Below are 23,646 nucleotides of genomic sequence, written 5' to 3' on the forward strand. Positions count from 1 at the left end.
ACTTGCCGAGAAGTATGTGAGCGCGCTCTGCCATAGGACCAACAGAAGTTTTTGTGGACAGCCTTCGATTCCACTTATACGTTCGGGGCGGCAGAAAGGACCGCGTGGCCATGCACGAGATCAGTTTTCGACAGCTCGAATACTTCGTCGCCGCCGCCGAGACGGGCAGCGTCACCGCCGCCGCCGCGAAGGTGCACCTGACCCAGTCGGCGGTCTCCACCTCGCTGGCCGAGCTGGAGGAGAACCTCGGCGTGCAGCTGTTCCTGCGGCACGCCCGCGGACTGAAGCTGACCACCCCGGGGCGGCAGGCGCTGGCGGACGCGCGGCGGCTGCTGTCCGGCGTGGACGAGCTGCGGGACTCGGCGCGCTCGGTGACGTCGTCCCTGTCGGGCAGCCTGGTCGTGGGCTGCTACAGCACGCTGGCGGCCGTGCTGCTGCCCCGCGTCATCGCCGACTTCGTGGCGAAGTACCCGGACGTGGACCTCAGCTTCATCGAGGGCTCCGACCAGTACCTCGTGGGCCAGCTGCGCGGGGTGAGCTGCGACATCGCCCTGATGTACGAGGCGGACGAGTTCAGGCTGGCCAAGGACCTGCGGATGACGGCGCTGTACACCGCCGAGCCCTACGTCCTGCTGCCGGCCCACCACCCCCTGGCGGCCCGGGACGAGGTCGGTGTGGCGGACCTGGCCACCGAACCGATGATCCTGTTCGACCTCCCGCCGGGCGCCACCTACTTCCTGTCCCTGTTCAAGGACGAGGGCCTGATGCCGAACGTGCGCTACCGGGCGACCAACTTCGAGATGGTCCGCTCGCTGGTCGCCCACGGCCTCGGCTACTCGGTGCTGACCCAGCGCCCGGGCATCCCGATCAGCTACGACGGCCTGGAGATCGTCAGCAGGCCGCTGACCCCGCGACCGCCCGGACTGAACGTCGGCATCGTGCGCCTCTCCGATCTCGCGCCCAGCCGCCGTGCCGTGGCGTTCGCCGCGCAATGCGCCGAGACGCTGAGCGGAACCATCGATTCCTTCGATGACTGACTTCAAATAATTCTGTTTGTTCTAACTCCGCGTTTGCTGGCTGAATGACCTGCACTCCAGCTCAACCACTCAGCCGGACGGAGACGCAAGTCCATGTCGAACCGCGATCTCGACCTTCTCCTTCAGACATTGGCGATCGATTCCACCTGGGGCCGGGAGAAGGAACTCGCAGAGTTCATCGCCGACCAGCTCCGGCAGTGGGGCGCGGACGAGGTGGGCCTGGTCGAGTCGATGCCGGGCCGGCCCAGCGTGGGGGCCCGGATCAGGGGAACGGGCGGCGGCAGGTCGCTGATCCTCAACGGCCACCTGGACACCTACGAGGTCTCCGGGGACTGGGACACCGACCCGTTCGCCCCCCACGTCGCCGACGGAAAGATCTACGGTTCGGGGATCGCCGACATGAAGGCCGCGACCACGGCGTCGCTCGCGGTGATGCGCCGGGTCCTGGAATCGGGCACCCGCCCGCGCGGCGACCTGGTCTTCCAGGGGGTGTCCTGCCACTTCGAGGGCGGGGTCGGCACCCGTTCCCTGATCGACGCCGGCTTCACCGCCGACGCGGCCGTCTGCGGCGAACCGACGGACAACACCATCGGCGCGGTGCACCGCGGCGCGGCCTATCTGGAGGTCACGACCTACGGCAAGCAGGCGCACACCGCGGGCAAGCACCTGGGGCTCAACGCGATCGAGACGATGGAGCCGATCCTGGCCGCCCTGCGCGAGCTGGAGGGCACCCTGCCCTACGAGCCCCACCCGGAGCTGCCCGGCGGCCCGATCCTCAACATCGGCACCATCCGGGGCGGCACCAAGCACAACCAGGTCCCCGACCGGTGCACGATCTCGCTGGACCTGCGGCTGCTGCCCTCCCAGGACCCCTACGCGGTCCGGCAGCAGGTCATCGCCATGATCGACAAGATGAGCGCCGACGACCCCCGGATCAGGGCGACGGTCGAGTTCAGCCCCCACTGGCTCAGCGGTCCGCGCCTGCCGTACGAGATCGGCACCGAGGAGCCCATCGCCCGCACCGTGGCCGACGCGGTCCGCACCGCCGGCGGCGACCCGGTCTTCCGCGGCATCCAGTTCTGGACCGACATGGTCCCCCTCAAGCAGGCCGGTATCGACGCGGTCAACATCGGCCCGGGCACGCCCCCTTACAACTGGGCGAACGAATGGGTCGAGACGAGCAAGTACCTCGAGATCGTCGAGATCTACGCGGCCGCCGCCCACGCGTGGTGCGCCTGACCCGTGGTGCGCGCGACACGGGGTGCTCCTGACCGGAGCACCTCCCGGGACGGCTCCGGCTTACCCCTTCCCCTCGTCGTATCAGAAGAAGAACGAGGTCCACCGTGGCAACGACCAGTGATCGACCCGTTTCGACCGTTCTCCACGAAGAACCCACCGCCCCCGGCGGCGGACTCAAGAGATCCCTGAAGAACCGGCATCTGACGATGATCGCGCTCGGCGGCATCATCGGCGCCGGGCTGTTCGTCGGCTCGGGTGCGGTGATCAACCAGACCGGTCCCGCGGCCGTGTTGAGCTACGCCGTCAGCGGCGTACTGATGATCTTCGTCATGCGGGCCATCGGCGAGATGGCCGTGCTGCGGCCGTCGGCGGGCTCGGTGGCCAACTTCGCCCGGCACGGGCTCGGCAACTGGGCCGGGTTCACCATCGGCTGGCTCTACTGGTACTTCTGGGTCGTCGTGGCGGCCATCGAGGCCGTCGCCGGGGCCGGCATCCTGGGCGGCTATCTGCCCTCGGTGCCCACCTGGGCCCTGTGCCTGGGCCTGATGCTGGTGATGACCGCCGTCAACCTGCTGTCGGTGAAGGCCTACGGCGAGTCGGAGTTCTGGCTCGCCTCCGTCAAGATCGCGGCGATCATCTTCTTCGCCTGCGTCGCGGTGGTCTTCCTGTTCGGCGGCACCGGCAAGTCCAGTCCGGGCCTGAGCCACCTGTTCGGCTCCGGCGGCTTCTTCCCGATGGGCGTCACGGCCGCGGTGATCGGCAGCGTGACGGTGCTGTTCTCCATGGGCGGCGCGGAGATCGCCACGATCGCGGCCGCCGAGTCCGAGAAGCCCGCCGAGTACGCCGCCAAGGCGACGAAGCAGGTGATGTACCGGGTCTTCACCTTCTATGTGCTGTCGGTGCTGCTGATCGTGTGCATCGTGCCGTGGGACTTCTCGTTCTCCGGCAAGATCATCAAGAGCCCGTTCGCGGTCGCCCTGGACGCCGCGGGCATCCCCTACACCTCGGTCATGATGCAGGTGGTCGTGCTGACGGCGGTGCTCAGCTCGCTCAACTCCTGCCTGTACATCACCTCGCGCATGCTGCTCACCCTGGCCGAGCAGGGCGAGGCGCCGAAGTTCCTCGCCAGGGTCAACTCCCGCGGCGTGCCGGTCCGGGCGATCCTCGCCGGGACGTCGATGGGCTACCTCGCCGTGGTCGCCAACTACTTCTTCCCCGAACAGGTCTTCATCTTCCTCATCAACTCCTCCGGCGCCATCCAGCTCATCTACTACATCGTGCTGGTGGCGGCGCAGATCCGGCAGCGCAGGCGGATCGAGCGCGACGGCAGCGAGCCGATCCAGCTGAAGATGTGGCTCTTCCCGTACCTGTCCTACGTGACCATCGCGTGGATGGCGGGGGTGCTCGCGGTCATGGTCGTCATGCCGGAGACACGGCCGCAGGTGGGGCTGAGCTTCCTCAGCCTGGCCGTGGTGCTGGCCGCCTACGGGTACCGGGTCCGTGCCCGGCGGAGGGCAGTACAGACCGTCTGAGGCGACGGCGGTCCGCAGCCCACCTCGGCCGCCCGACACTCCTGTGTCGGGCGGCCGAGGTGGGCTGCGGGGTGCGGACCGCGCACCGCGGGCTTGCGGGCTTGCGGGCTTGCGGGCTTGCGGGCTTGCGGGCTTGCCGCCCCATACAGACCGCCCCCCTTATGGGTTCCGCGCACATGCCCTCCCGCCGTATGCCGCGCCTAAGGTGGGCCGCCGCAGGGGGACGGAGCCGTGCAAGCGCGCAGGAAAGGGCGGGGACATGCGGGACAGACGAAGCCGTACGGGCCGGTGGCGGACGCTGCTCGCCCTGCTGACGGCGGTGGCGGCCGGACCGGTGGCCGGCGCCGGCGCAGCGTCGGCCACCGAACCGCCGCCTTCCTACCTCACCCTCGAGGCGAGCTACGGGGCCGGCACCGTCACCAACGGCTGGGAGGGCGTGGAGCGCTACCTCGACACCACCCCCGGCTTCCGCACCGAGGGCTACCCGTCCGACGGCCGCGGCGACCAGGACGGAAAGCGCGTCACCTACTTCGGCGGGGTCTCCCGCCCCTCCTCCAGCCGCTTCCTGCTCTACTCGGCCCCCGGCTGGAACACCGGCAGCCGCACCACACCGGTCCTGCTCGTGCACGGCGCCAACGACACCGCGGACCGCGCCTGGGCCAACCCGGGCGAGGCGGGCGGCTACGGCTGCGGCGCGCTGTCCTGCCCGTCCACCGGTCTGATGCAGTACCTGTCCGCGCGCGGCCACCGCGTCTTCGCCGTCGGCTTCGCGCACAAGCAGGGCGACAACCTGATGCAGGCGCAGATCGTCGGCGACGCCGTCGCCGTCATCAAGGCGAAGCTGGGCGTCGACAAGGTCGACCTCGTCGGCTGGAGCAAGGGCGAGATGTCGACCCGCGCGTACGTGTCGTCGCTGAAGCCGAGCTGGGGGCGGGCGTACGCCGGTGACGTGCGCAAGCTGATCACCGTGGGCGGTCCGAACGGCGGCTACGACTACCCGTACGCGCACGGCTGGGCGCACGACTTCTCCATCTGGCCCGAGTGCGGCGGCACGGTCAACGCGCCCTCCCCGCACACGCGGATGACCTGCTACGGCCTGTACACCGCGCACCCCGAATTCTCGATGACGCCCTCCGGCGGCTACGACAACTACCCCGGCCAGCGGCAGATGCTGGCCCGCTGGGACGGCAAGTACGGAGTCGACGGCGCCGCGCAGGACTGGTACACGACGTACTACGGCGGCCAGGGCTTCTACACCGCGGGCAGCGGCATCCAGGCCGCCATCGACGCCGGTTCGCTGATCAAGCCCCTGCACGACGCCGGCGTACCCGCCTCCGTCACCACCTACCTGCTGGCCGGCGGGTCCCCCACCGTCGTCGGCATCTTCAACGAGAACCGCGGGCCGAGCGACGGTGTCGTCTTCATCGCCAGCGCGCTCGACACCACCGGCGTCCCCACGGTCGGCGGCACCGCCACCATCGCCGGCGCCAACCACCTGGAGCTGGGCTGGAACGGCTCGGCCGCCGCCCAGATCGCCACTTGGCTCTCGTAACGGACCGAAGGACCAGATGACGATGACCACGAGCAGCATCCGCACCCGCCGGGTACCCACCGACCGCCTGACCGTCCAGGTCACCGACCTCCGGGACGAGGGCGAACCGGTCGTCTTCGTACACGGCAACGTCTCCTCCTCCACCTTCTGGCACACCACCATGGCGCTGCTGCCGGACCGCTACCGCCCGATCGCGCTGGACCTGCGCGGCTTCGGCGGCACCGATCCGCTGCCCATCGACGCCACCCGCGGCCTGCGCGACCACGCCGACGACCTCGCCGCGCTGCTGACGGCCCTCGGCATCGACCGGGCGCACCTGGTGGGCTGGTCCATGGGCGGGGGCGTGATCATGCAGTACCTGTCCGACCACCCGGCCGCGGTGCGCTCCCTGACCCTGGTCAACCCGGTCTCCCCGTACGGCTTCGGCGGCACCCACGGAGTGGACGGGACCCTCAACTCCGAGGACGGTGCGGGCTCGGGCGGCGGCACCGCCAATGCGGAGTTCGTCGCGCTGCTGGCCAAGGGCGAGCGCGGCGAGGACTCCCCGGTCACGCCCCGCTCCGTCCTGGCGACCTGCTACGTCAAGCCGCCGTGGCGCCCCGAGGGCGAGCACGAGGACGCGTACGTGGACTCGATGCTCACCACGCGCATCGGCGACGACCACTACCCGGGCGACAGCGTGGCGTCCACGGCCTGGCCGGGCGTGGCCCCCGGCACCCGGGGTGTCCTCAACTGCCTTTCCCCGCTGTACTTCCGCCTCGACGAGCTGCCCCTGATCGACCCCAAGCCGCCGGTGCTGTGGATCCGCGGCGAGGACGACGTGATCGTCTCGGACACCTCGATGTTCGACCTGGCGCACCTGGGCGCGATCGGCGCGGTGCCCGGCTGGGACGGGACCCCCGCCCAGCCGATGGTGGCGCAGACCCGCCACGTCCTGGACCGCTACGCGGCGCACGGCGGCACGGTCCGCGAGGTCGCCGTCCCGGACGCCGGGCACGCGGTGCACCTGGAACGTCCCGAGGAGTTCGGCGCGGCCCTGCTGGGGATCCTCACCGCATGACCTCACGCACCACGGTATGCACGACCGAGCAGGGCGCCGTCCGCGGCGGTGTTTCCGTCGCCGCGGACGGCGGTGTGGCGTCCTTCCTGGGCGTGCCGTACGCCGCCCCGCCCTTCGGCCCGCGCCGCTTCCTGGCGCCGGACCCGCCCGAGCCCTGGACGGGTGTACGCGACGCGACGGCGTACGGCCCGACGGCTCCGCACGCGCCCTACGCGCCGCCGTTCGACACCCTCATCCCGGAGAACGAGATCCCCGGCGAGGACTGCCTGAACCTCAACATCTGGACGCCCGCCCCGGAGCCGGGGGCCGGCCTGCCGGTGATGGTGTGGCTGCACGGCGGGGCGTTCACGAACGGATCCGGCTCGGCGTCGGGGTACGACGGCAGCGCGTTCGCCCGCGGCGGGGTCGTCTGCGTCACCCTCAACTACCGCCTGGGGTCGGACGGTTTCCTCCACCTGCCCGGTGTCCCGGACAACCGCGGACTGCTGGACCAGGTGGCCGCCCTGCGCTGGATCCGCGCCAACATCGCCTCCTTCGGCGGCGACCCCGACCGGGTGACGGTCTTCGGCGAGTCGGCGGGCGCGATGAGCATCGGCGCCCTGCTGTCCACCGGCCTGGCCCGCGGCCTGTTCCACCGGGCGATCCTGCAGAGCGGCGCCTGCCACCACTTCCTGCGCCCGTCCTCGGCGGCGCTGATCACAGCCCGCCTGGCGGAGAAGCTCGGCATCGAACCGACCGTGGAGTCCTTCGCCGAGGTCCCCCTGACCGACCTCCTGCCCGCCCAGGCCGAACTCCGCGCGGAGGTGGGCGCCCGCCCGGACCCGGCCCTGTGGGGCGAGGCGGTGCTCAACATGATGCCGTTCGAACCGGTGACGTCCGGCCTGTCCCTGCCCGGCCCCGACTGCGGAGTCGACCTCCTGATCGGCAGCAACCGCGAGGAGTACCGCCTGTTCCTGGCCCCCACGGGTCTCCTGGACAGGATCCCCGAAGCCGGCCTTCACGCCGCGGCAACGGCATACGGCCTGGACCCGGACCAAGCCCTCCCGGTCTACCGGGCGACCCACCCCGACGCCACCCCGGGCGAACTCCTCTCCGCGGTGGCGACGGACTGGTTCTACCGCATCCCCGCCCTCCGCCTGGCCGAGTCCGTCCCGGGCTCCCACGTCTACGAATTCGCCTGGCGCTCCCCCCGGTTCGAAGGCCACCTGGGCGCCTGCCACGCCCTGGACCTCCCCTTCGTCTTCAACCGCCTCCAGGACCCGTCGTACGCCCCCCTGCTGGGCCCCCACGCACCCCAGCCCCTGGCGGACGCAATGCACACGGCCTGGCTCACCTTCGCCAAGACGGGCGACCCGGGCTGGCCGGCCTACGACACGGCCACCCGCACGACGATGGTCTTCACGGAAGACCCCACCCTGGAATCCGACCCACGCAGTCGGGAACGCCTGTTGTGGGAAGGCGTGCGCTAGTACTCCAGCAGGGCTTTGCTGTCTGACCTGGGGTTTCGCTGGGCGGCTGGAGTGTAGCGAGCCGCGGAGTGGTCAGGGGTGGCCTTCGGCGTTACTCGCCCCGGTGGCCCGAAAGAACAGCTGGCAACTGGCCGAGCAGGCAGGCCGCGCTACCCCTGACGGCCTGCAGCACTTGCTCGCCGGAGCAAACTGGAACCCCCAGGTCGCCGGTAGCCGGATCTCCCGATGTGAGATTTTTCCGGGGCGACCCGACTACCGGTGGGGTCTCTCACATTCCGCCTCGGCCGCAGAAAGAACCGGCCAATCAACTCCCCACCTACTAAAAAGGCGGCTCGTCAACTGATCCCCGATTTTCCTGCGAGTTATGAACCCTCCCATACTCCCCGGAGGAGAGCGGATCAGTAGACGATTCAATCAACATGCGCCCTTGCCCCCAAGCATTCAATGCCTCGGAGGCCAAACTTCTATGCGGAAACCGCATGGACCGCCAGGCTTTGAAACCATCAGCCGACCAACCAAACCCTCACTCCCGGATCCCGACTGTTTAGCCAGAATCCTCATTTATCCCTTAATCCAAAGGTACCCACCGGTAGCAACGTCCGGTCTGCTGGAATATGCGGAATTCTCCGATGCTCTGGCATGCGCCCGTTCATCCGCAATGGTGCAGTTGTGAACGAGTACTGAAGTCCCTCCAGCTACCACATAGTACGTGTGCTACGCGAAGCCCTCGACCTGCTTTTTGGCTGGTCAAGCGCGGTTTGCTGGTCCGGTGAAGTGCGTGGGTGTCCGTGGTTGTGTGGGGTTGTTGCCGTCAGCTACTGCCGTCAGCCGGTTCAGCCCAGGTAGGGCTTCTCGCGCTGTTCCAGGAAGTGCTGGAGCCTGAGTCGTTGGGTGTGGTGCATTGGCAGCTGCTCGATCTCTTCGGGCGGCACGAACCGGAGCTCGGTGGACTCGTCGGAGATGGTCAGTTGGCCGCCGGTGATGTGGGCGGCGAAGCAGACGTTGAACTGGCGGCGGACCTCGCCGTCGGTGTAGGCGATGATGTGTTTCGGGTCGGTGTAGGTGCCGACCAGGCCGGTGATCTCGACGTCGAAGCCGGTCTCTTCCCTGACTTCGCGGACGGCTGTGCCGGGCAGGGAGTCGGTGAGGTCCATGCCGCCACCGGGCAAGGCCCACAGGTCGTTGTCGCGGCGGCGCTGGAGGAGGATGCGGCCGTGGTCGTCGGTGACGACGGCGGACGCGGCGACGACCATGCTGTTCGGCTTGGGCGCGCTCGGGTCGTCGTAGTACTCGGTGCGGGCCACGGTCAGCCTTCCTCTCGTACGGGCGTCGCCGTCGCCCACACGGCGTCGAAGCTCTCGGCGTAGGTGTCGAACATGCCGCCTGTCTCGTGTCGGCGAAGATGCCACACGGGGGCGGCGTAGGCGTTGACGCCCCAGACGTGGGCGTTGACGAGTTGCTGGTCGTCGGCGCGGTAGAGGGAGTTGTAGAGCGTGGTTTCGTGGGTGCGGACTTCGATGCCGGGGGTGGCGGCGAGTGGCCTGTAGTGCATGAGGGCGAGGCGGCAGCGGGATTCGATGCCGTGACCGAACCGCTCCTCCTGACCGCGGGCTTGGACGTTGTCGCTGTCGGCATCCCCGATCGCGACGCGGACCGCGCAACCTTCGGCGGCGCGTTCGGTGAGGAGTTCGTTCAGCCGCGGGTACGCCTCGTGGAGGAAGACAGCCGCGTATACAAGGATGTCGATCCGTTCCCGGGCCTGGGCCATCAGGTCGGTGAACGCCGAGATGGGGATGTCGGCCCGCTGCTTGTAGAGCGCCACCAGCTCAGGGCTGATGGCGCGGGCGGGGCGAGCCTGGCGGAGCGCCGGCCAGAGTGCGTGCACATCTTCTCCCAGGGCCTTGGCCGCCTGGAGGGCGGTGGCACGACGTGGGATACGCCCGAGGTTCACCCAGCGCTCGACCGACTTGGGGTCAACCTCAACCTGCTGAGCGAGTGCGGCGTACGTCCAGCCTCCCGCCGCCATGACGGCTCGTAGTCTCTCGTTCGGCACGAGTCTCCCTCTTCGTCTCAGGACGACACCAGGGACGTTCTACACGGTGCAGGACGTCCCGAAGTGGGGTTTGGCGGAGGTTCCTTCGTCCCGGTGACCGGCGTGAGGATCGGTGACGACCCTGCGGCACCAACAGGCCCAGGGGTACGCATCAACGCCGCCGAGGAGCGTCACCGTGCGAATGAGCGCCACCCCATGTGTTCCCGCCCTGCGACTGGACGCCCGGTCGCGCGCCACCTCGCCAGGGTGGTCACGATGACGGCCCCCACCCCTGATGCCGACGGGCACACCGTCTCGCCCGAAGCCGGCGCCCTGGTGGTCGACCGGCGGAGCGGCAAGGTGGGCGTGGTGATGGGCCATGTGGGGTCGTACGTGCAGCTTCGACCGCCGCGCGGTGGCCGGGAGTGGGACGTGCCGCCCGAGGACGTACGTAGGCCGACTCCGACGGAGGAGTTGAGCGCGAAGGTGGCCGCGGCCAACCGGAGGTGGGGACGGTGACCCCTCGCTCGGTCCTGCGCTACGAGACCTGGACGCTCCAGCCCGACCGCGAGCCGAACGCGGAGCCGGTCCTGTACGCGATGCAGTGCGCCGTGGACGGAGAGACGTCCCCGACAAGCAAGGACTTCGCCGAACCGCAGACCTGGGTGCTGCGGCACTGCGGCCAGAATCCATCCCACCACACCTACCGGGAGATCATCACCCGGCCCTGGCGAGCCTGGCGGCAGACGTGAACCGTCCCGCTCGCCCAGGCGCCGCACCGCGCCGACCTACCCATCTCCCGTCCCTGCCAGGCACGGCCGATCGAGGCTCCCCGTCCTCGTCAGCCCTGGCAGGGACGGGCCCTCACATGCGTGCCCCGCGCAGCGTCGCCCGCAACGTCCGCACCGGCACCCCACGGCCCCGGCGCTTCGAACCCCTCGCCGCCGACGAAGCCCGCCAGCTCCTCGCGGCCACGCGCGGACACCGGTTGCACGCGCTGTTCGAACTCGCCCTCCACACCGGACTCCGCAAAGGAGAACTCCTCGGCCTGGGCTGGGAGGACCTCGACCTCGACGCGGGCACCGCCGCCATCCGCCGCACACTCCAGCGCACCAGCACCGGCGGGCTCACCACGCTGCCCACCAAAACGCGCGCCTCCGAGCGCCGCATCGCCCTTCCCGCCCGCTGCGTCCAGTCGCTGAAGCTCCACCACGAGCAGCAGGAGCGCGAGCGTGAGGCCGCGGGCACCACGTGGCAGCACGACGCGCACGTGTTCACCACAGTGCAGGGCAGACCGATCGACCCGACCAACCTCACCCGCACCTTCACCACGCTCCTCCGCAAGGCCAGCCTCCGCCGCATCCGCTTCCACGACCTCAGGCACTCCACCGCCACCCTGCTCCTGGAGCAAGGCGTCGAACTCGTCGTGATCAAGGAACTCCTCGGCCACGCCCACATCGGCGTCACCGCCACCGTCTACGCCCACGTCCGACTCCGCCTCCAGCGAGACGCCATCGACACCCTCAGCACCGCCCTCGGCAGCCCGGAGAACACCAAGGCGACATGCTCCGACGGCGATGAACCGCCGCCCTGCGCCGTCTTCGTCCGCTGACGTTGCCGTCAACTACTGCCGTCAGCCCATGCAGAAGCCCCGCCAGGACGCACCTGACGGGGCTTCATGTTTGCTGGTGAAATCTCAGGGGACTCGAAGTTCGACTCTGGGCGCGCCCATTACGGGAGCAGACTCGAAACGAGTGAACCCTCTAGAACCGTGAACCCAGACCAAGTATTCAACTTAATCCGGGGAAGAATGGCTACACCGAGTTCCCTACTCCCTGGAGAGCCGCACAGATCGCCCACCCCACAGTCTGGACATTCTCGCTGTAGAAGCCGTACCTGTTATGAAACGCCTCTTCCGACGAGCGATTCAAGAAGGCGAACGCCAGGGCTCCATACAACACCCGAAGGTCAGAGTGACTCAATGCCACCTCAATGTTCGAGCGCGACTGGAAGTCCACCTCTCGACCCCTCAGTTCGAGGAGTTCCGCCGAAGCGTCACCAGCCACGACGGCCACCACCTCTGAAGAGTGACTGCCGCCATAAAGATCCACAAGCACCCTTCTGACCAGTTCGAATTGGGCCGGAGTGAGGCTGAGTACGTAGCTTTCACCCGAACGCCTGAGGCGAACCCTCCGATACATGCGACCTCACCCCAGCGAATTGAAGATGCTGTTGAACTCGTCCAACGACTGATGATAAGCGTGAACCATGTAGGAGTTTTGGACGATCGTCACACCCCTACCACTTGAATCCACCCTACTCTCATCACGTCTGGCAGTTGTTCCTGGCTTCCTCCGATCGACATGAGTCATGCCCAAGTCGCGCTGACCAGCCAGGTATCGACCCAATTCGTCTACGTCGCCGCCGATTCCATTGATGGTGTGGTCCGCCGCATCACTGGCCGAGTTGCAGGCCGTACACATGCGCTGGACGTTGTAGTCAACCCCATCAGCAATATCGGTCCCATGGCGATCCTGAATTGCCGCGTGCGCGTCGTCGTCGAGTCCTCCGCAGTTGTGAACGAGGACCGGGGTGGCGCCTGCGAGTACATAGTACGTGTGGAGGTCGCTGACGGTGAGGTTGTAAACCGCTGCCGTCTGGGCCGTCCAGCGCTCGATCGCGGTGATCTGGACGTAGGTGCCCGCGCTGGTCTGGAGCCACTGGCCGGCGTGGAGGTCGGTGGCCTTGATCCATTCGCCGAGTTCAGGGACCCAGAAGGGGTGGCCGTCGGTCGCGGTGACCTGAGCCGTCTTCGTGCCCTTCTTGCCACCGGTGGCGATGGTGACCTTGACCAGGTGCTTCAGGCCCTGGCCCTTGATCTCGGCGGTGACCGTCTCGATCCGCTTCTCGCCGGTCTTGGGGTCGGTGGCGACGACCTTGTCGCCGGTCTTGACCTCCTCGATCGGCTTGGTGGAGCCGTCGGCCATCAGGACCCTGGTACCGGGAGCGAAGCTGTTGCACCCGGGACGACTCTCACCATTGCTGGACCCGCCGCTCCCGGCCTTGCCCGAGCCGCCGCTCCCGCTGGAGCCGCCGCTGCTTCGGGAGGAGCCGCCGGAGCTGCCACCGGGCTTGGTGAGGTTGACCTTGCTGCCACCACCGGACTTGGTCACGCTGGACACCGACGACGACCTCGGAGCCGCCTTCGCCTGGGCCTGCTTCTGGACGCCGTTGCCTGTTTTCTTGGTTTGGGCCAGCGCCTTGTCGGCGGTTCTCTTCGCTTGCTCGGCGGCCTTCTTCTTGGCCCGTTGCGCGGCTTCCTTCTTGGCCTTCTCGATGGCCAGTTTCTTCGCCTTCAGCGCGGCCGACTCGGCCGCCTTCGCGGCCTTCAGGACGAACTCGGCCGCCTTCTTCGCCGCGCGGAAGGACTCGATGGCCTTGATCGTGCGGTTGACGGCCTTCATCACCGCCGGGATCTTGCCGAGCTTGGCCCACGGGATCGCCTGGATGATCAGGCTGCCGCAGGACCACATGTCGCCGCCGAAGCAGGCGAGGGCGTCGTTGATGCCGATGAAGTCCTTCAGCGTCTCCCACGCCACGGACAAAATCACCGAGGTCAGCGACTTGCCCATGGTGGACTGCGCCTGGGCGACCTGCGCCGCCGACAGGCCCGCGCCCGCCAGGGCCGCGGCCTTCTCGGAGGCGGACAGCGAGATGGCCAGACCCGTCGGGTCGGACATCGTCACCGGGTTGTTGTGCGCGTAGGAGTAGCCGTTGGACTGAAGGACGTCGTTCAGGTCGAGCACCGGGTCGGCGGACAGGAAGCGTCCGACCACCGGGTCGTACAGGCGGGCGCCCAGCGGCTGGTAGCCGGAGGCGTCGTCGCGGGTGGCGCCCAGGAAGCCGGTGTGGGTCTGCAGGTTGGCGCCGGCCGTGCTCGCCGCGCGCTCGTTGCCGAACGGGTCCTGCTTGCGGATCCGGACCGGCATCCCGCCGTTCAGAGCCACCTCGGCGTAGGTGCTGCCCTGGTGGTCGCCGGCGAGGGCGACCAGGGTCTCGCCCCCCGTGCCGTTCGCGTAGCGCATGACCGCGCCGCCCGGAGCTGCGTAGGTGCGCTGGGTGTGGACCAGGACACCGCCCTGCCGCACGGTGACCTCGGCCTCACCCAGGTACAGGGTGGCCTGCTTGCCCTTGATCATCAGCAGGCGGGAGCCGTCGGGGCCGTAGATGTGACGGGTGTCGTTCTGCGGCGCCCACAACTGCGCGGACTTCGTGGCGTCGCAGGCGGTCAGCTCGATCGGCGTCGAGTTCGCCGCGTTGGCGTCCTTGACCGCCAGGCACAGACCCGACGCGATGTGGGTGAGCTGACCGGACGTGTTCCGCTTGAGCTCCTGCCCCGCGGAGCCGTCGCACTTCTGCAACTGCACCGCCGACCCGGCCGTGTTCCCGGCCGGCTGCGCGCACCAGGTGTCGTAGATGGTCAGCGCGCCCCGGTCGGGGTCGGCCTGCGTCGCCCCGGGAGTGACGGCGAAGCGCCAGCTCTGCGCCGGGGAGGTGTTGCAGTCGTACAGCTGGACCGGCTGCCCGGGGGTCGCCGTCCCGCCCTTCAGGTCCAGGCACTTGTCCGCCAGGCCCACGTAGGGCGCGCGGCCGCCCGCACCCTGGCCCTTGATCCGGTCGACCTGGCCGTCGTACGTCCAGGTCAGGTCCTGCTTGTCGCCGTTCTGGACGGAGGTGACGGACTTGGTCTCGCCCGTCAGCTCGTACAGCCGCTCCGCCTCGGCCTTGACCTGCGCGCCCTGCGGCGTGGTGTAGGTCTTCGACACCCGGGTCAGCGTGTGCGGCTGGGTGCCGTCGGCCTTGCCGTAGGAGTAGCTGGTCGTGGCGTCCTTGGCGGTGTCGCCGGTGAGGTCCTTCTCGGTGAGCTTCTTGCGGTTGCCGACCAGGTCGTACTCGTACTCCTGCCAGTAGCCGGAGTTGTCCTTGCCCGCCGCCACGTTCAGCGTGCCGTCGCTGTTCTTCGGCGCGGCGCACCCGGTCTGGTCCTTGGAGGTCCAGGCCGACTTCAGCTGACCCAGCGGGTCGTAGCTGAAGCACTGCCGCTCCGCGATCCCGTCCGAGTGCTCCCGGATCGAGGTGACGTTGCCCGACGGGTCGTAGGTGTACGACCGGTTGGAGACGAGGTTCCCGCCGACCAGGGTCTTGTCGTCGGTCTTCTCGCGGTAGACCGACTGGTCCTGGAGCTCACCGCTCGACTCGTCGAACGAGTTCTGCGTCCACACCCGGTACGGCTGCGCGCCCAGGGTCGAGCGCAGCACCTGGCCGTATGGGGAGTAGACCGTCTCGGAGCCGTACCAGTCCTTGCCGGAGATCGACAGGGGCTGGCCGTCCTTGTTGTAGCGGACGACGAGCTTCTCGGCGGCGAACTTTCCGACCGCCGGCAGCGAGGCCTCCTCCAGCATGCCCGTGTCGCTGTACGTGTAGCCGTACGTGTAGGAGGTCGCGAGCCCCCACGTGGCGGCCAGCGTCGACGGCAGGGTCAGCGTGGTCGAGGTCGGCTGGTAGTCCTTGGTGTAGCCGTTGACCTTCTGGGTGTACGCCAGGCCGTCGGTGTAGCGGGTGGCGGTGGCGGGCATGCCCTTGCCGCCGCTGACGGTGTCGTAGGTGTACTCGGCCAGCAGGGTGCCGCTCGAGTCCTTCAGGCGCTGCTGGGTCGGCCGCGACAGCTCGTCGTAGCCGTTCCAGACGGTGGTGCCCCGGGCGTCGGTGGTGGTCAGCGGCCGGTCGAAGTGGTCGTACTTGGTCGTCGTGGTGCCCGTGTCCGGGTCAGTGGCGGTCTCCATCCGGCCGCGGTGGTCGTAGGTCCACGTCCACGGGTGCGTCTTGTCGGCGGAGTTGGTCGCCGTCACGAGCTGGCCGTGGTGGTCGTACGCGTACCGCATCGACGTGAGGCCGTCGGGCGCGGCCGGGTTGAACGTGTCCACCCGGGAGGTGCGGCCGAGGGCGTCGGTGTAGACGCGGTAGGAGGAGGCTCCCTCCGGGTTGACGACCTTCGACCAGTCCTCGCCGTACTCGTAGCGGGTGGCCCGCGCCGTGACCGGCTGGGACGTGGCCTCCTTGGTCAGCGGGTCCATGACCTTGAGGACCGGCATCTCCTCGACCACCCGGCCGAGGCCGTCGTAGCTGTAGCGGGTGATGTTGGGGACGGCCGTGTCGGCGAGCGGGGTGAACAGCTCACCGAACTTGGCGTCGTGGGTCAGGTAGGCGTTGTTCGTCTGCCAGACCTCACCGGAGCTGTTGTAGAGCGTGTCGGTGATCAGGTGACCGCCGCCGTCCGCCTGCTCCTGCGTCTGCCGCTCGCGGCCGAGGCCGTCGTAGAGGGTGACGGAGGTCTCGACGCGGTCCTCGTGTCCGCGCGTGTAGGTGGTGACGTACGGGGGCTTGCGGTCCGGGTTCTCCGGGTCGTAGGCCGGGATCGTGTAGACGGCCCTGAAGTCCGGCACGGACGAGGCCGACGGGGTGCGGCCCGGGGCCCAGGCTTCGTCGAGTCGGCCCAGCGGGTCGAACTTCGCCTCGCTCACCCGGCCGTTTGCGTCGGTCGTCCTGAGCGCGGTCGAACGGCCCGGCTCCAGCTCCTGCTTCTGGGAGTGGCCGAGGGAGTTGGTCTCGGTAACCTCGAAGACCTGCCCCGAGGACGGGGTGTACGTGATCGTGGCGGACTTGCCGTCCGGGTCGGTCTGCCTGACCACGCGGCCGACGGCGTCGAAACCGGTGGTCCCGTCGGTCTGGAAGCCGGTGCCGGTGCCGTTCAGCGACCAGGACTCGGTGGCCAGGCCGCGCGTGGTGTCGGCGAGCGCGGCCCCGTAGCCCTGGCCGTCGTACGCGGTGCGGGTGGCGCCGCTCAGGGTGGTCAGGTCGGCGAAGTCGGCGTTGGCGCAGGTGGTCGGCGAGACCAGCACCTGCTTGGTCAGGCCGATGAGGTTCTTGCCGGTGTGGTGGACGTACTCCAGCTTGGTGCAGGACTCGTCCCCGGTCTTACCGGTGTCGCCGAGGGACTCGACCAGGGTGGGCAGACCGTGGGTCGCCTCGTAGGTGGTCTCGGTCCTGACGATCCGCTCGCGGCGGGTGTCGTCACCGGTGCCGGAGGACCTGGTGTACGCGATCTCCACGGGCTCCGTGACACGCCAGGCGCGCAGCGGGCTCAGTCCGTCGTCGCGGTCGCGCTTGGCCAGCTCGGTGACGGCCGGGACGGTGACGCTGCGGGACAGCCAGTCGGTGTCCGCGTCGCCCGCCTTCGCGTAGCTGAGTTCCTCGGCGATCCGGCCGGCGAAGGCCTCGGAGTCCTTGGCGATCTCGGTGCCGGTGATGTCCTTCACCGAGACGTTGTCGCCCATGCCGCGGAAGTAGCGGGTGACGGACTTGGACTTCTTGCTGCCGATCGACGGCTCGTCCTCGCCCGTGATCACCGTGGTCTGCTCGAAACCGGCGAACTGCGAGTAGGTGCGCGTGGACTTCTTGGTGAACTCCGCCTCGGCGAGCTTCCAGCCGGCGTTCTTGTACGAGTACGCCGTCTTGGTGCTGAACGCACCGTCGACGTTGGGGAGTTCCTCAATGGAGTCCACCACGTACTTGTGGAACCAGTCGATGTCCTCGACTTCGGGGTCCGGGTGCCAGAACGACGGGTAGCACAGGCGGGAGTTGGACTTCAGCGCCGCCGTGTCCTTCTTGCCGGGCAGGTTGGCGCCGGTGGCGCAGTCACCGGCGGCCGGCTTGTAGGTGACGACGGTCTCGCCGCCGTACTCGTTGATGACACGGGCGACGCGCAGCCGGGAGAAGCCGGGACGCGGGTCCTTGGGCCGCATGACCCGGTTGGGCATGTCCTCCGCGTTGGACTCGAAGCGCACCGGGTTGAGGGTGACGCTCTTGTCCGTGCTGCCGAGGCGGGCGTATCCGGTCCGCTGGATCGACTCCAGCCACAGTGCCGTGTTCGGGCCGGTCTTCAGGACCGGGAAGCTCTGGGTGAGCGTGTACTTGTCCACCACCTGGCGCGCGGTGGTGTCGGTGCGCCGCTGCGCCGAGGTGGTGATCGAGACCAGGCGCTTGCGGGACCAGAACGACGGGCCGGCGTTCCAGCACTTCTTGCCGGAGTCGCACCGCAGGTCGGCCGGGGTGTCGTACCAGATGCGGTACTTGCCCGGGTCCTTGTCGGTGAAGTTGGCCTCGGTGCAGTTCAGCGAGCCCTCGCCCAGGCAGCGCTCGTCGACCTGGAAGCCGATGCGGGCCGGGGCCTCCTTGGAGAAGAGGCTGTCGGCGCGCTGCCCGTAGTCGATGTGGGCCAGGTAGCCGTCGCGGTCGTAGACGACCGGCGCCTTGAAGTTGAAATTGCGGGCGTAGTAGTTCTTGTCGCGCTTCCACCACAGCGACATGGCGTTGCCGTGGACGTCCTCGACGTAGTCGAGCCCCCAGCGCCAGGCCTGGGTGCACCACGAACCGGCCCAGTCGCCGGCCTTGTAGCAGGGCTCGTCGGCGTGGTTTCCGTACACCGGCACGGTCAGGACCGAGTTGGTGACCGGGTCGCCGGTGTTCCACTTCGGCAGCTTGTGCATGCCGAAGTGGTAGCGGGTGCCGTCACGGGTGGTGACGACCCAGTACTCGCCGTCCTTGGCGCCGTTGCCGCTCTGCCGGTCCTTGGTGTCCTTGATCTGCTCGATTTTGGAGCCGTCGCCGCTGGCGGTGAACCACTTGCCCTTGTCCTTGTCCCACACCAGCTCGGTCGTCATGCCGCCGAGCGACAGGGTGGCGTTGTTCGAGCCCCAGCACAGGTCGGCCGTGCGGTGGGTGGCGTTGTTCGACCCGGACTTCTTCGAGTCCTCGCGGCAGTTGGCGTAGGTGCGGGTGATGGAGCCCGGGTTGTAGTCCCAGCCGTCACCGATCCAGGAGGCCTGGTTGTTGGTCGAGGAGGTGCGCCCGTCGACCGACTGCGAGGAATAGCTCAGCGCCACCCTGGGGTTGAGTCCGCCGGCGGTCTCCGGAACCTGCACCTGGTAGGCGTAGGTGAAGGCGCCGGAGGAGGCACCGGCCGACCACGAGCCCGAGGACAGCAGCGGCGTCGCGGTGAAGTCGCCGGAGGCCGACGCGCCGGTGTCCAGGGCGCCGACGACCTGCGGGCCGGAGGCGTCCACCGCCTGGAGGGCGGCGGTGCGCACGGAGGCGCCGGTCGTCTTCGAGGCCGCCTCGCCGCCGAGCAGGCCGGCGACCGGCACCGAACCGGTCAGGATCTTGCGGGTGGGCGCGTCCTTCGCGGCGGTGGAGTCGGTGGGCGCGTCCTTCGCGGGCACCACCTCCACGGTGCTGCGCAGCTGTTCGGCCTTGCCGTCCGCCCGGCCCGACATGGTCTGCACGCCGCCCTCGGCGGCGCAGTCGCCGCTGTCGGGGGAGGTCAGCACGCATTCGGGCAGCAGCACGAGGCCGAAGCGGTCCGCGGCCTGGGGGCCGTAGAGGTCGGCGAAGCCGGTGGTGTCGACGGTGAGCGCGACCTGGGCGTCCGGTTCGGCGGTGGCCGGCGGGGTGACCTGCATGATCAGGCCGGAGACGCCGGCCTCCTGGGACGCGGCCGGCGCGGCCAGGTCGACCTTCCACTCGCCCGCGATGGCGGCCGGGTCGGTGTCCTCGGGCACGCCGAGCGCGACCGGCAGGCCGTTGGAGACCGGGACGGTGGTGCCGGGTTCGGCCTCGGCGGTCAGCGTCGCGGTGCCGCTGTTCTCCGTCCAGGGAGTGACGGCGGTCGGCGCGTAGGGGTCGACGGGGACCTCGGGTGCGGTCGTGAGGCTCTTCTCGGCCTCCTCGTCGCCTTCGATCGAGGTGCTCTCCGGGAGATCGGGCAGATGGACCTGCGCGATCGAGTCCTCACGGCTCATGCCGGGGCCGGGTATCGCCCACGCCTCCGCGCTCAGGCTCGTCACCATCAGCGTCGAGGACAACAAGAGGACGGTCGCCACGCGGCCATGCCGGCGGCGCCGTCGTTGTGACTCCGTCATGGCCAGGCGCTTTTGCCCCAGCCATGACAGTGGACCTTGAGCACGCATACGCGTCGACTCCCACCCGGGCGATGCAGACAACTACGAGGTGTGGACACACCAAAGGGCACGCTCCCGTTGCCGGGCGCGTGCGTGCCCGCACTCTCTGTCATGGACGCCGCACACTTCAAGATCACTGCGAGGCGGACAGAAAGCGCTGCCGTGATCTGCGTCACAGGCGATGTCGCACGGAACCGCTACCTCTGCCCACCAAGGGGGCGTTCACCGAAATCCCCCGCCTGATCGGAATATGACGGGGTGTCAAATACGACAGTTGCGACACCACCCCGGCATCACCAAGAAACCTCCATCCCTCCGTCACAGATTTATAAAATCTTCATATGTAGACCACATGTGCAGAACATGTGATCGTGTGCGCGCCCATGCCCCACGGCCTGCCGTCCGGGGCTTTCCGTGCTGCCCAATCCGCCCGGCCCACCTGGGAGTAGACCGCCGCCGTGTCCGCGCCGCCTCGTTATCTCAGCCCTTTCGTGCGCACGCGCACCCGGCTGACGCTCACGCTCGGCCTCGTCCTGGCCGCCCTGACCGCCGCTCTCCTGCCCTGGTGGCAGCCCGAGGAGCCCTCAGCACCGCAGGCCCGCAGCGCGACCGGCGCGAAACAGGCGTCGACCGCTCCTCATGACGAGGCCGCCGCCGTGGTCGAGGCCCGACGCACCGGCAAGGAGGTGCTCGTCGACACGGCGACCACCGCCACCTCGCTGACCTGGGCGCGGCCGGACGGGCAGATGCACACCCGGACCACCGCCCTGCCCCAGCGGGCGAAGAACGCCGAGGGGAGGTGGGCGCCGGTCGACAACCGGCTGCGGCGGACGAAGGACGCCGGCGGCCTCGGTGTCCGCCCGGTCAACCCGCCGATGCCGGTGCGCTTCTCCAGTGGTACGCCGGGCGGGGCCGCGCGCGCCGACCGCTCCTACGTCCGGCTGCCGCTGGCCGAGGGACCGGCCGCGAAGGAGACGGTGCTGGCCGAGGTGGACATCGACGGGCACACCGTCGCCTACACCTGGCCGGGCCCCCTGCCCGAGCCGGTGCTCGACGGCCCCCGGGCCCTCTACCCGGAGGTGCTGCCCGGCGTCGACCTGCTGCTCGTCGCCCGCGAGGACGGCGGCTTCGGGCAGCTGCTGATCGTCAAGACCCCGCAGGCCGCCCGGGACAAGGCGCTGGCGACGGTGTCGTACGGGCTGCGTTCGAAGACGGCCGTGTTCCACCGCGACCAGGACGTCGAGCGCATCCTGATCCTGGACGAGGACGGCAAGGAGATCGGCTCCGTCCCGACTCCCTTCGCGTGGGACTCCAACGGCCGTGACCCCGAGCTCCCGAAGGACCGGTCCGCGCCCCGTACCTCGGTCGCGACGACCGCCGACGTGCTGAAGCTGTCCGGGCTGAGCGGCATCGAACCCGGGGCGCACCAGGCCCCCCTGCCGATGCGCCTGGCGGGCGACGGGACCGGAGCGGCCCGGCTCGACCTGCGGGTCGGCGAGACCGGTCTGTTCACCGACGAGGACGTCCGCTTCCCGGTGTTCGTCGACCCGACGCTCAACAGCGGCTGGCAGGCGTGGACGACGGCGTACAAGCCGTACCCGAACACCAGCTACTGGAACGGCACCAACTTCGGCTCCGGCACCGCCGACGCCCGCGTCGGCCACGAGTCCGACACCGGCGGCACCGGCCGCTCGTTCTGGCGGTTGGGCTACAGCACCGCTCTGAAGGGCGCGACGGTCACTTCCGCGACCTTCAAGGTGCTCAACAACCACTCGTGGTCCTGCACCACACGTGAGTTCCAGTTCTGGCTGACGGGGGCGATCTCCTCCGGCACCACGTGGAACAAGCAGCCCAGCTGGACCAAGGAGTTGCAGCGCAAGTCGTTCGCGCACGGCTGGTCCTCCAGCTCCTGCCCCGACGCCTACGAGGCGTTCAACGTCAAGGCCGCCGCCCAGGAGGGCGCGGACAAGGGCTGGTCGAACATCACCTTCGGCATGCGCGCCACCACCGAGTCGGACACGCAGACCTGGCGCAAGTTCAAGGCGACCTCCGCGACGCTGGAGGTGGTCTACAACCGTCCGCCGAACGAGCCGACCAACGGCACCTCCACTCCCGGTGGCGCCTGCGTGCCGGCCCCCGGCAAGGTGACGATCGGCAAGACCAACATCGTGCTGTCGGCGACCGGAAAGGACCCCGACGGCAACCTCAGCAAGCTGCGCTTCCGCTTCTGGAAGACCGGCGGCACCGTCCCGGCCGGCACCCTGGTCACCCCGAACGCCAGTGGAACCGCCACGCTGACCATCCCCGCCACGTTCCCTCTGGAGGACAAGGCCACCTACTCGTGGGACGTGCGCTCCGAGGACTCGGGCGGCCTGGTCTCCACGTACTTCCCGCCGGGAAGCGAGCCCTGCCGGATCGCCATCGACGCGACCGCTCCGCCGCAGCCCACCGTCGAGAGCACCGACTTCCCGCAGGCCACCTCCGACGGCCTGACCTGGGCGAAGGTCAAGTTCGGCGGGACCGGCTCGATGACGTTCACCTCGCAGGGCGCGACGAAGTTCCAGTGGGCCTTCGAGGGCCTGAGCTACAAGGACGCGGCGGCCACCAACGGCAAGGCCACTATCACCAACCTGAAGCCGCCGCACGCCGGTCCGACCTGGGTGAACGTCTATGCCCTCGACCAGTACGGCAACAAGAGCGCACGCTCGGACTACGCCTTCTACGTCCCGCCGCGTGACATCGAGGACGCGCCCGGTGACACGAACGGCGACGGCATTCCCGACCTGCTGATCGTCGACGCCGACGGCAAACTGATGAACTGCGTCGGAAACGAGGGCGGCGAGCTGTACGGATGCCTGGGCGCCTCGTACACCTCGGACAACAAGCTGCACCCGAAGAACCACTGGTACGACCCGGCCACCGGCAAGGCCGCGCTGATCACCCACTACGCGGACGCGTACCCGGGTGACGGCATCACCGACCTGTTCGCGGTCACCCCGGACGGCAAGTTCTGGCTGTACCCCGGTGACGGCTACGGCAGCTTCAACGTCGACAAGCGGATCAGGATCCGCCTGCCCTCGAACGCCCCGGCGCCCTCGACCTGGACGCAGATCAAGGCCGTCGGCGACATCACCGGCGACAAGCTGCCCGACCTGGTGCTGCGGGCCGGTCCCGAGTTCTGGGCGCTGTCCGGCTACACCGGTGCGACCTTCCAGACGGCGACGCTGATGAACGTCGACGCCTGGGCCCGCCGCGACATCGTCAACGTCGCCGACATCAACGGGGACGGCACCCCCGACCTGCTGTGGCGCAACCTCGACAACGGCAACATGTACGTCCGCCACGGCAAGCCGGGTCCCACCAGCGGCAGCGTCGACCTCGAGTCGCTCAAGGTCGCCGTCAACTCCCTCAACGGAGACGTCTCGTACGGCACCAGCTGGCAGGAGACCAACGTCCGCATCGCGCTCGGCATCCCGGACGTCAACGGCGACAAGATCCCGGACATCTGGGCCGTCTTCGCCACTGACGGCCAGACGCGGATCTACTATCCGTCCCGGACGAACACGAACCCGGCCGCGAAGATCGTCCTGACCGTGGACTGGAAAGCGATCAAGTCCTTCGGCTGACCGCCTGGTCCCGTTCCCCGGGG

General features: G+C 68.9%; 12 protein-coding genes and 1 pseudogene. 10 read left to right on the top strand and 3 right to left on the bottom strand.

Going from position 1 to position 23,646, the window contains the following annotated elements; genetic code table 11:
* Nucleotides 1-110: 110 nt before the first annotated feature.
* The 6 genes from ACTYVM_RS18500 to ACTYVM_RS18525 all read left to right on the top strand — a co-directional run bounded on the left by ACTYVM_RS18500 (nucleotide 111) and on the right by ACTYVM_RS18525 (nucleotide 7,889).
* On the top strand, nucleotides 111-1,037 hold the full coding sequence (locus ACTYVM_RS18500) for a LysR family transcriptional regulator (protein ID WP_445526946.1): 927 nt from the start codon (nucleotides 111-113) through the stop codon (nucleotides 1,035-1,037).
* Between the two features lie 93 nt (nucleotides 1,038-1,130).
* Nucleotides 1,131-2,276 (top strand): M20 family metallopeptidase, encoded by a 1,146-nt coding sequence (locus ACTYVM_RS18505; RefSeq protein WP_445526947.1) that lies wholly within the window; start codon nucleotides 1,131-1,133, stop codon nucleotides 2,274-2,276.
* A 104-nt stretch (nucleotides 2,277-2,380) separates the two neighbouring features.
* Entirely contained in the window at nucleotides 2,381-3,808 is a 1,428-nt protein-coding gene (locus ACTYVM_RS18510) for an amino acid permease (RefSeq protein WP_445526948.1), read from the top strand.
* 259 nt (nucleotides 3,809-4,067) lie between these two features.
* The gene (locus ACTYVM_RS18515) at nucleotides 4,068-5,360 is read left to right on the top strand and encodes an esterase/lipase family protein (protein WP_445526949.1); all 1,293 of its coding nucleotides are present in this window, start codon (nucleotides 4,068-4,070) and stop codon (nucleotides 5,358-5,360) included.
* A 22-nt stretch (nucleotides 5,361-5,382) separates the two neighbouring features.
* On the top strand, nucleotides 5,383-6,420 hold the full coding sequence (locus ACTYVM_RS18520; RefSeq protein WP_445526950.1) for an alpha/beta fold hydrolase: 1,038 nt from the start codon (nucleotides 5,383-5,385) through the stop codon (nucleotides 6,418-6,420).
* Nucleotides 6,417-7,889: a carboxylesterase/lipase family protein gene (locus ACTYVM_RS18525; protein ID WP_445526951.1), complete on the top strand. Its 1,473-nt coding sequence runs from the start codon at nucleotides 6,417-6,419 to the stop codon at nucleotides 7,887-7,889. The genes ACTYVM_RS18520 and ACTYVM_RS18525 overlap by 4 nt, the downstream gene beginning before the upstream one ends.
* An 833-nt stretch (nucleotides 7,890-8,722) precedes the next feature.
* On the opposite strand, the gene ACTYVM_RS18530 is transcribed toward ACTYVM_RS18525, so the two are convergent.
* Together ACTYVM_RS18530 and ACTYVM_RS18535 are read right to left on the bottom strand one after the other, a co-directional pair.
* A complete protein-coding gene (locus ACTYVM_RS18530) occupies nucleotides 8,723-9,193 on the bottom strand; it encodes an NUDIX hydrolase (RefSeq protein ID WP_445526952.1) in 471 nt (156 codons plus the stop codon).
* 2 nt (nucleotides 9,194-9,195) lie between these two features.
* A complete protein-coding gene (locus ACTYVM_RS18535; RefSeq protein WP_445527013.1) occupies nucleotides 9,196-9,915 on the bottom strand; it encodes an XRE family transcriptional regulator in 720 nt (239 codons plus the stop codon).
* 273 nt (nucleotides 9,916-10,188) lie between these two features.
* On the opposite strand from ACTYVM_RS18535, the gene ACTYVM_RS18540 reads away from it, so the two are divergent.
* From ACTYVM_RS18540 to ACTYVM_RS18550, 3 genes and pseudogenes are all read left to right on the top strand, one after another.
* Nucleotides 10,189-10,440 (top strand): hypothetical protein, encoded by a 252-nt coding sequence (locus ACTYVM_RS18540; RefSeq protein ID WP_445527014.1) that lies wholly within the window; start codon nucleotides 10,189-10,191, stop codon nucleotides 10,438-10,440.
* Nucleotides 10,428-10,673, top strand: a complete 246-nt coding sequence (locus ACTYVM_RS18545; RefSeq protein WP_445526953.1) for a DUF7848 domain-containing protein — start codon at nucleotides 10,428-10,430, stop codon at nucleotides 10,671-10,673. Before ACTYVM_RS18540 ends, ACTYVM_RS18545 begins: the two co-directional genes overlap by 13 nt.
* Nucleotides 10,674-10,798: 125 nt before the next feature.
* Nucleotides 10,799-11,533 (top strand): annotated as a pseudogene (locus ACTYVM_RS18550) (site-specific integrase); the annotation flags it as partial.
* Between the two features lie 595 nt (nucleotides 11,534-12,128).
* Here the strand turns inward: ACTYVM_RS18550 and ACTYVM_RS18555 are convergent.
* A complete protein-coding gene (locus tag ACTYVM_RS18555) occupies nucleotides 12,129-19,919 on the bottom strand; it encodes a ricin-type beta-trefoil lectin domain protein (RefSeq protein ID WP_445526954.1) in 7,791 nt (2,596 codons plus the stop codon).
* A gap of 536 nt (nucleotides 19,920-20,455) precedes the next feature.
* Between ACTYVM_RS18555 and ACTYVM_RS18560 the strand changes: the two genes are divergently transcribed.
* Nucleotides 20,456-23,623 (top strand): DNRLRE domain-containing protein, encoded by a 3,168-nt coding sequence (locus tag ACTYVM_RS18560; protein ID WP_445526955.1) that lies wholly within the window; start codon nucleotides 20,456-20,458, stop codon nucleotides 23,621-23,623.
* Nucleotides 23,624-23,646: the final 23 nt, after the last annotated feature.

Source organism: Streptomyces cyslabdanicus, from assembly GCF_052663305.1.

Bases quoted from the DNA above. Each gene is read 5' to 3' on its own strand.
- ACTYVM_RS18500 (WP_445526946.1), top strand. From the start codon at position 111: ATGCACGAGATCAGTTTTCGACAGCTCGAATACTTCGTCGCCGCCGCC.
- ACTYVM_RS18505 (WP_445526947.1), top strand. From the start codon at position 1,131: ATGTCGAACCGCGATCTCGACCTTCTCCTTCAGACATTGGCGATCGAT.
- ACTYVM_RS18515 (WP_445526949.1), top strand. From the start codon at position 4,068: ATGCGGGACAGACGAAGCCGTACGGGCCGGTGGCGGACGCTGCTCGCC.
- ACTYVM_RS18520 (WP_445526950.1), top strand. From the start codon at position 5,383: ATGACCACGAGCAGCATCCGCACCCGCCGGGTACCCACCGACCGCCTG.
- ACTYVM_RS18525 (WP_445526951.1), top strand. From the start codon at position 6,417: ATGACCTCACGCACCACGGTATGCACGACCGAGCAGGGCGCCGTCCGC.
- ACTYVM_RS18535 (WP_445527013.1), bottom strand. From the start codon at position 9,915: ATGGCGGCGGGAGGCTGGACGTACGCCGCACTCGCTCAGCAGGTTGAG.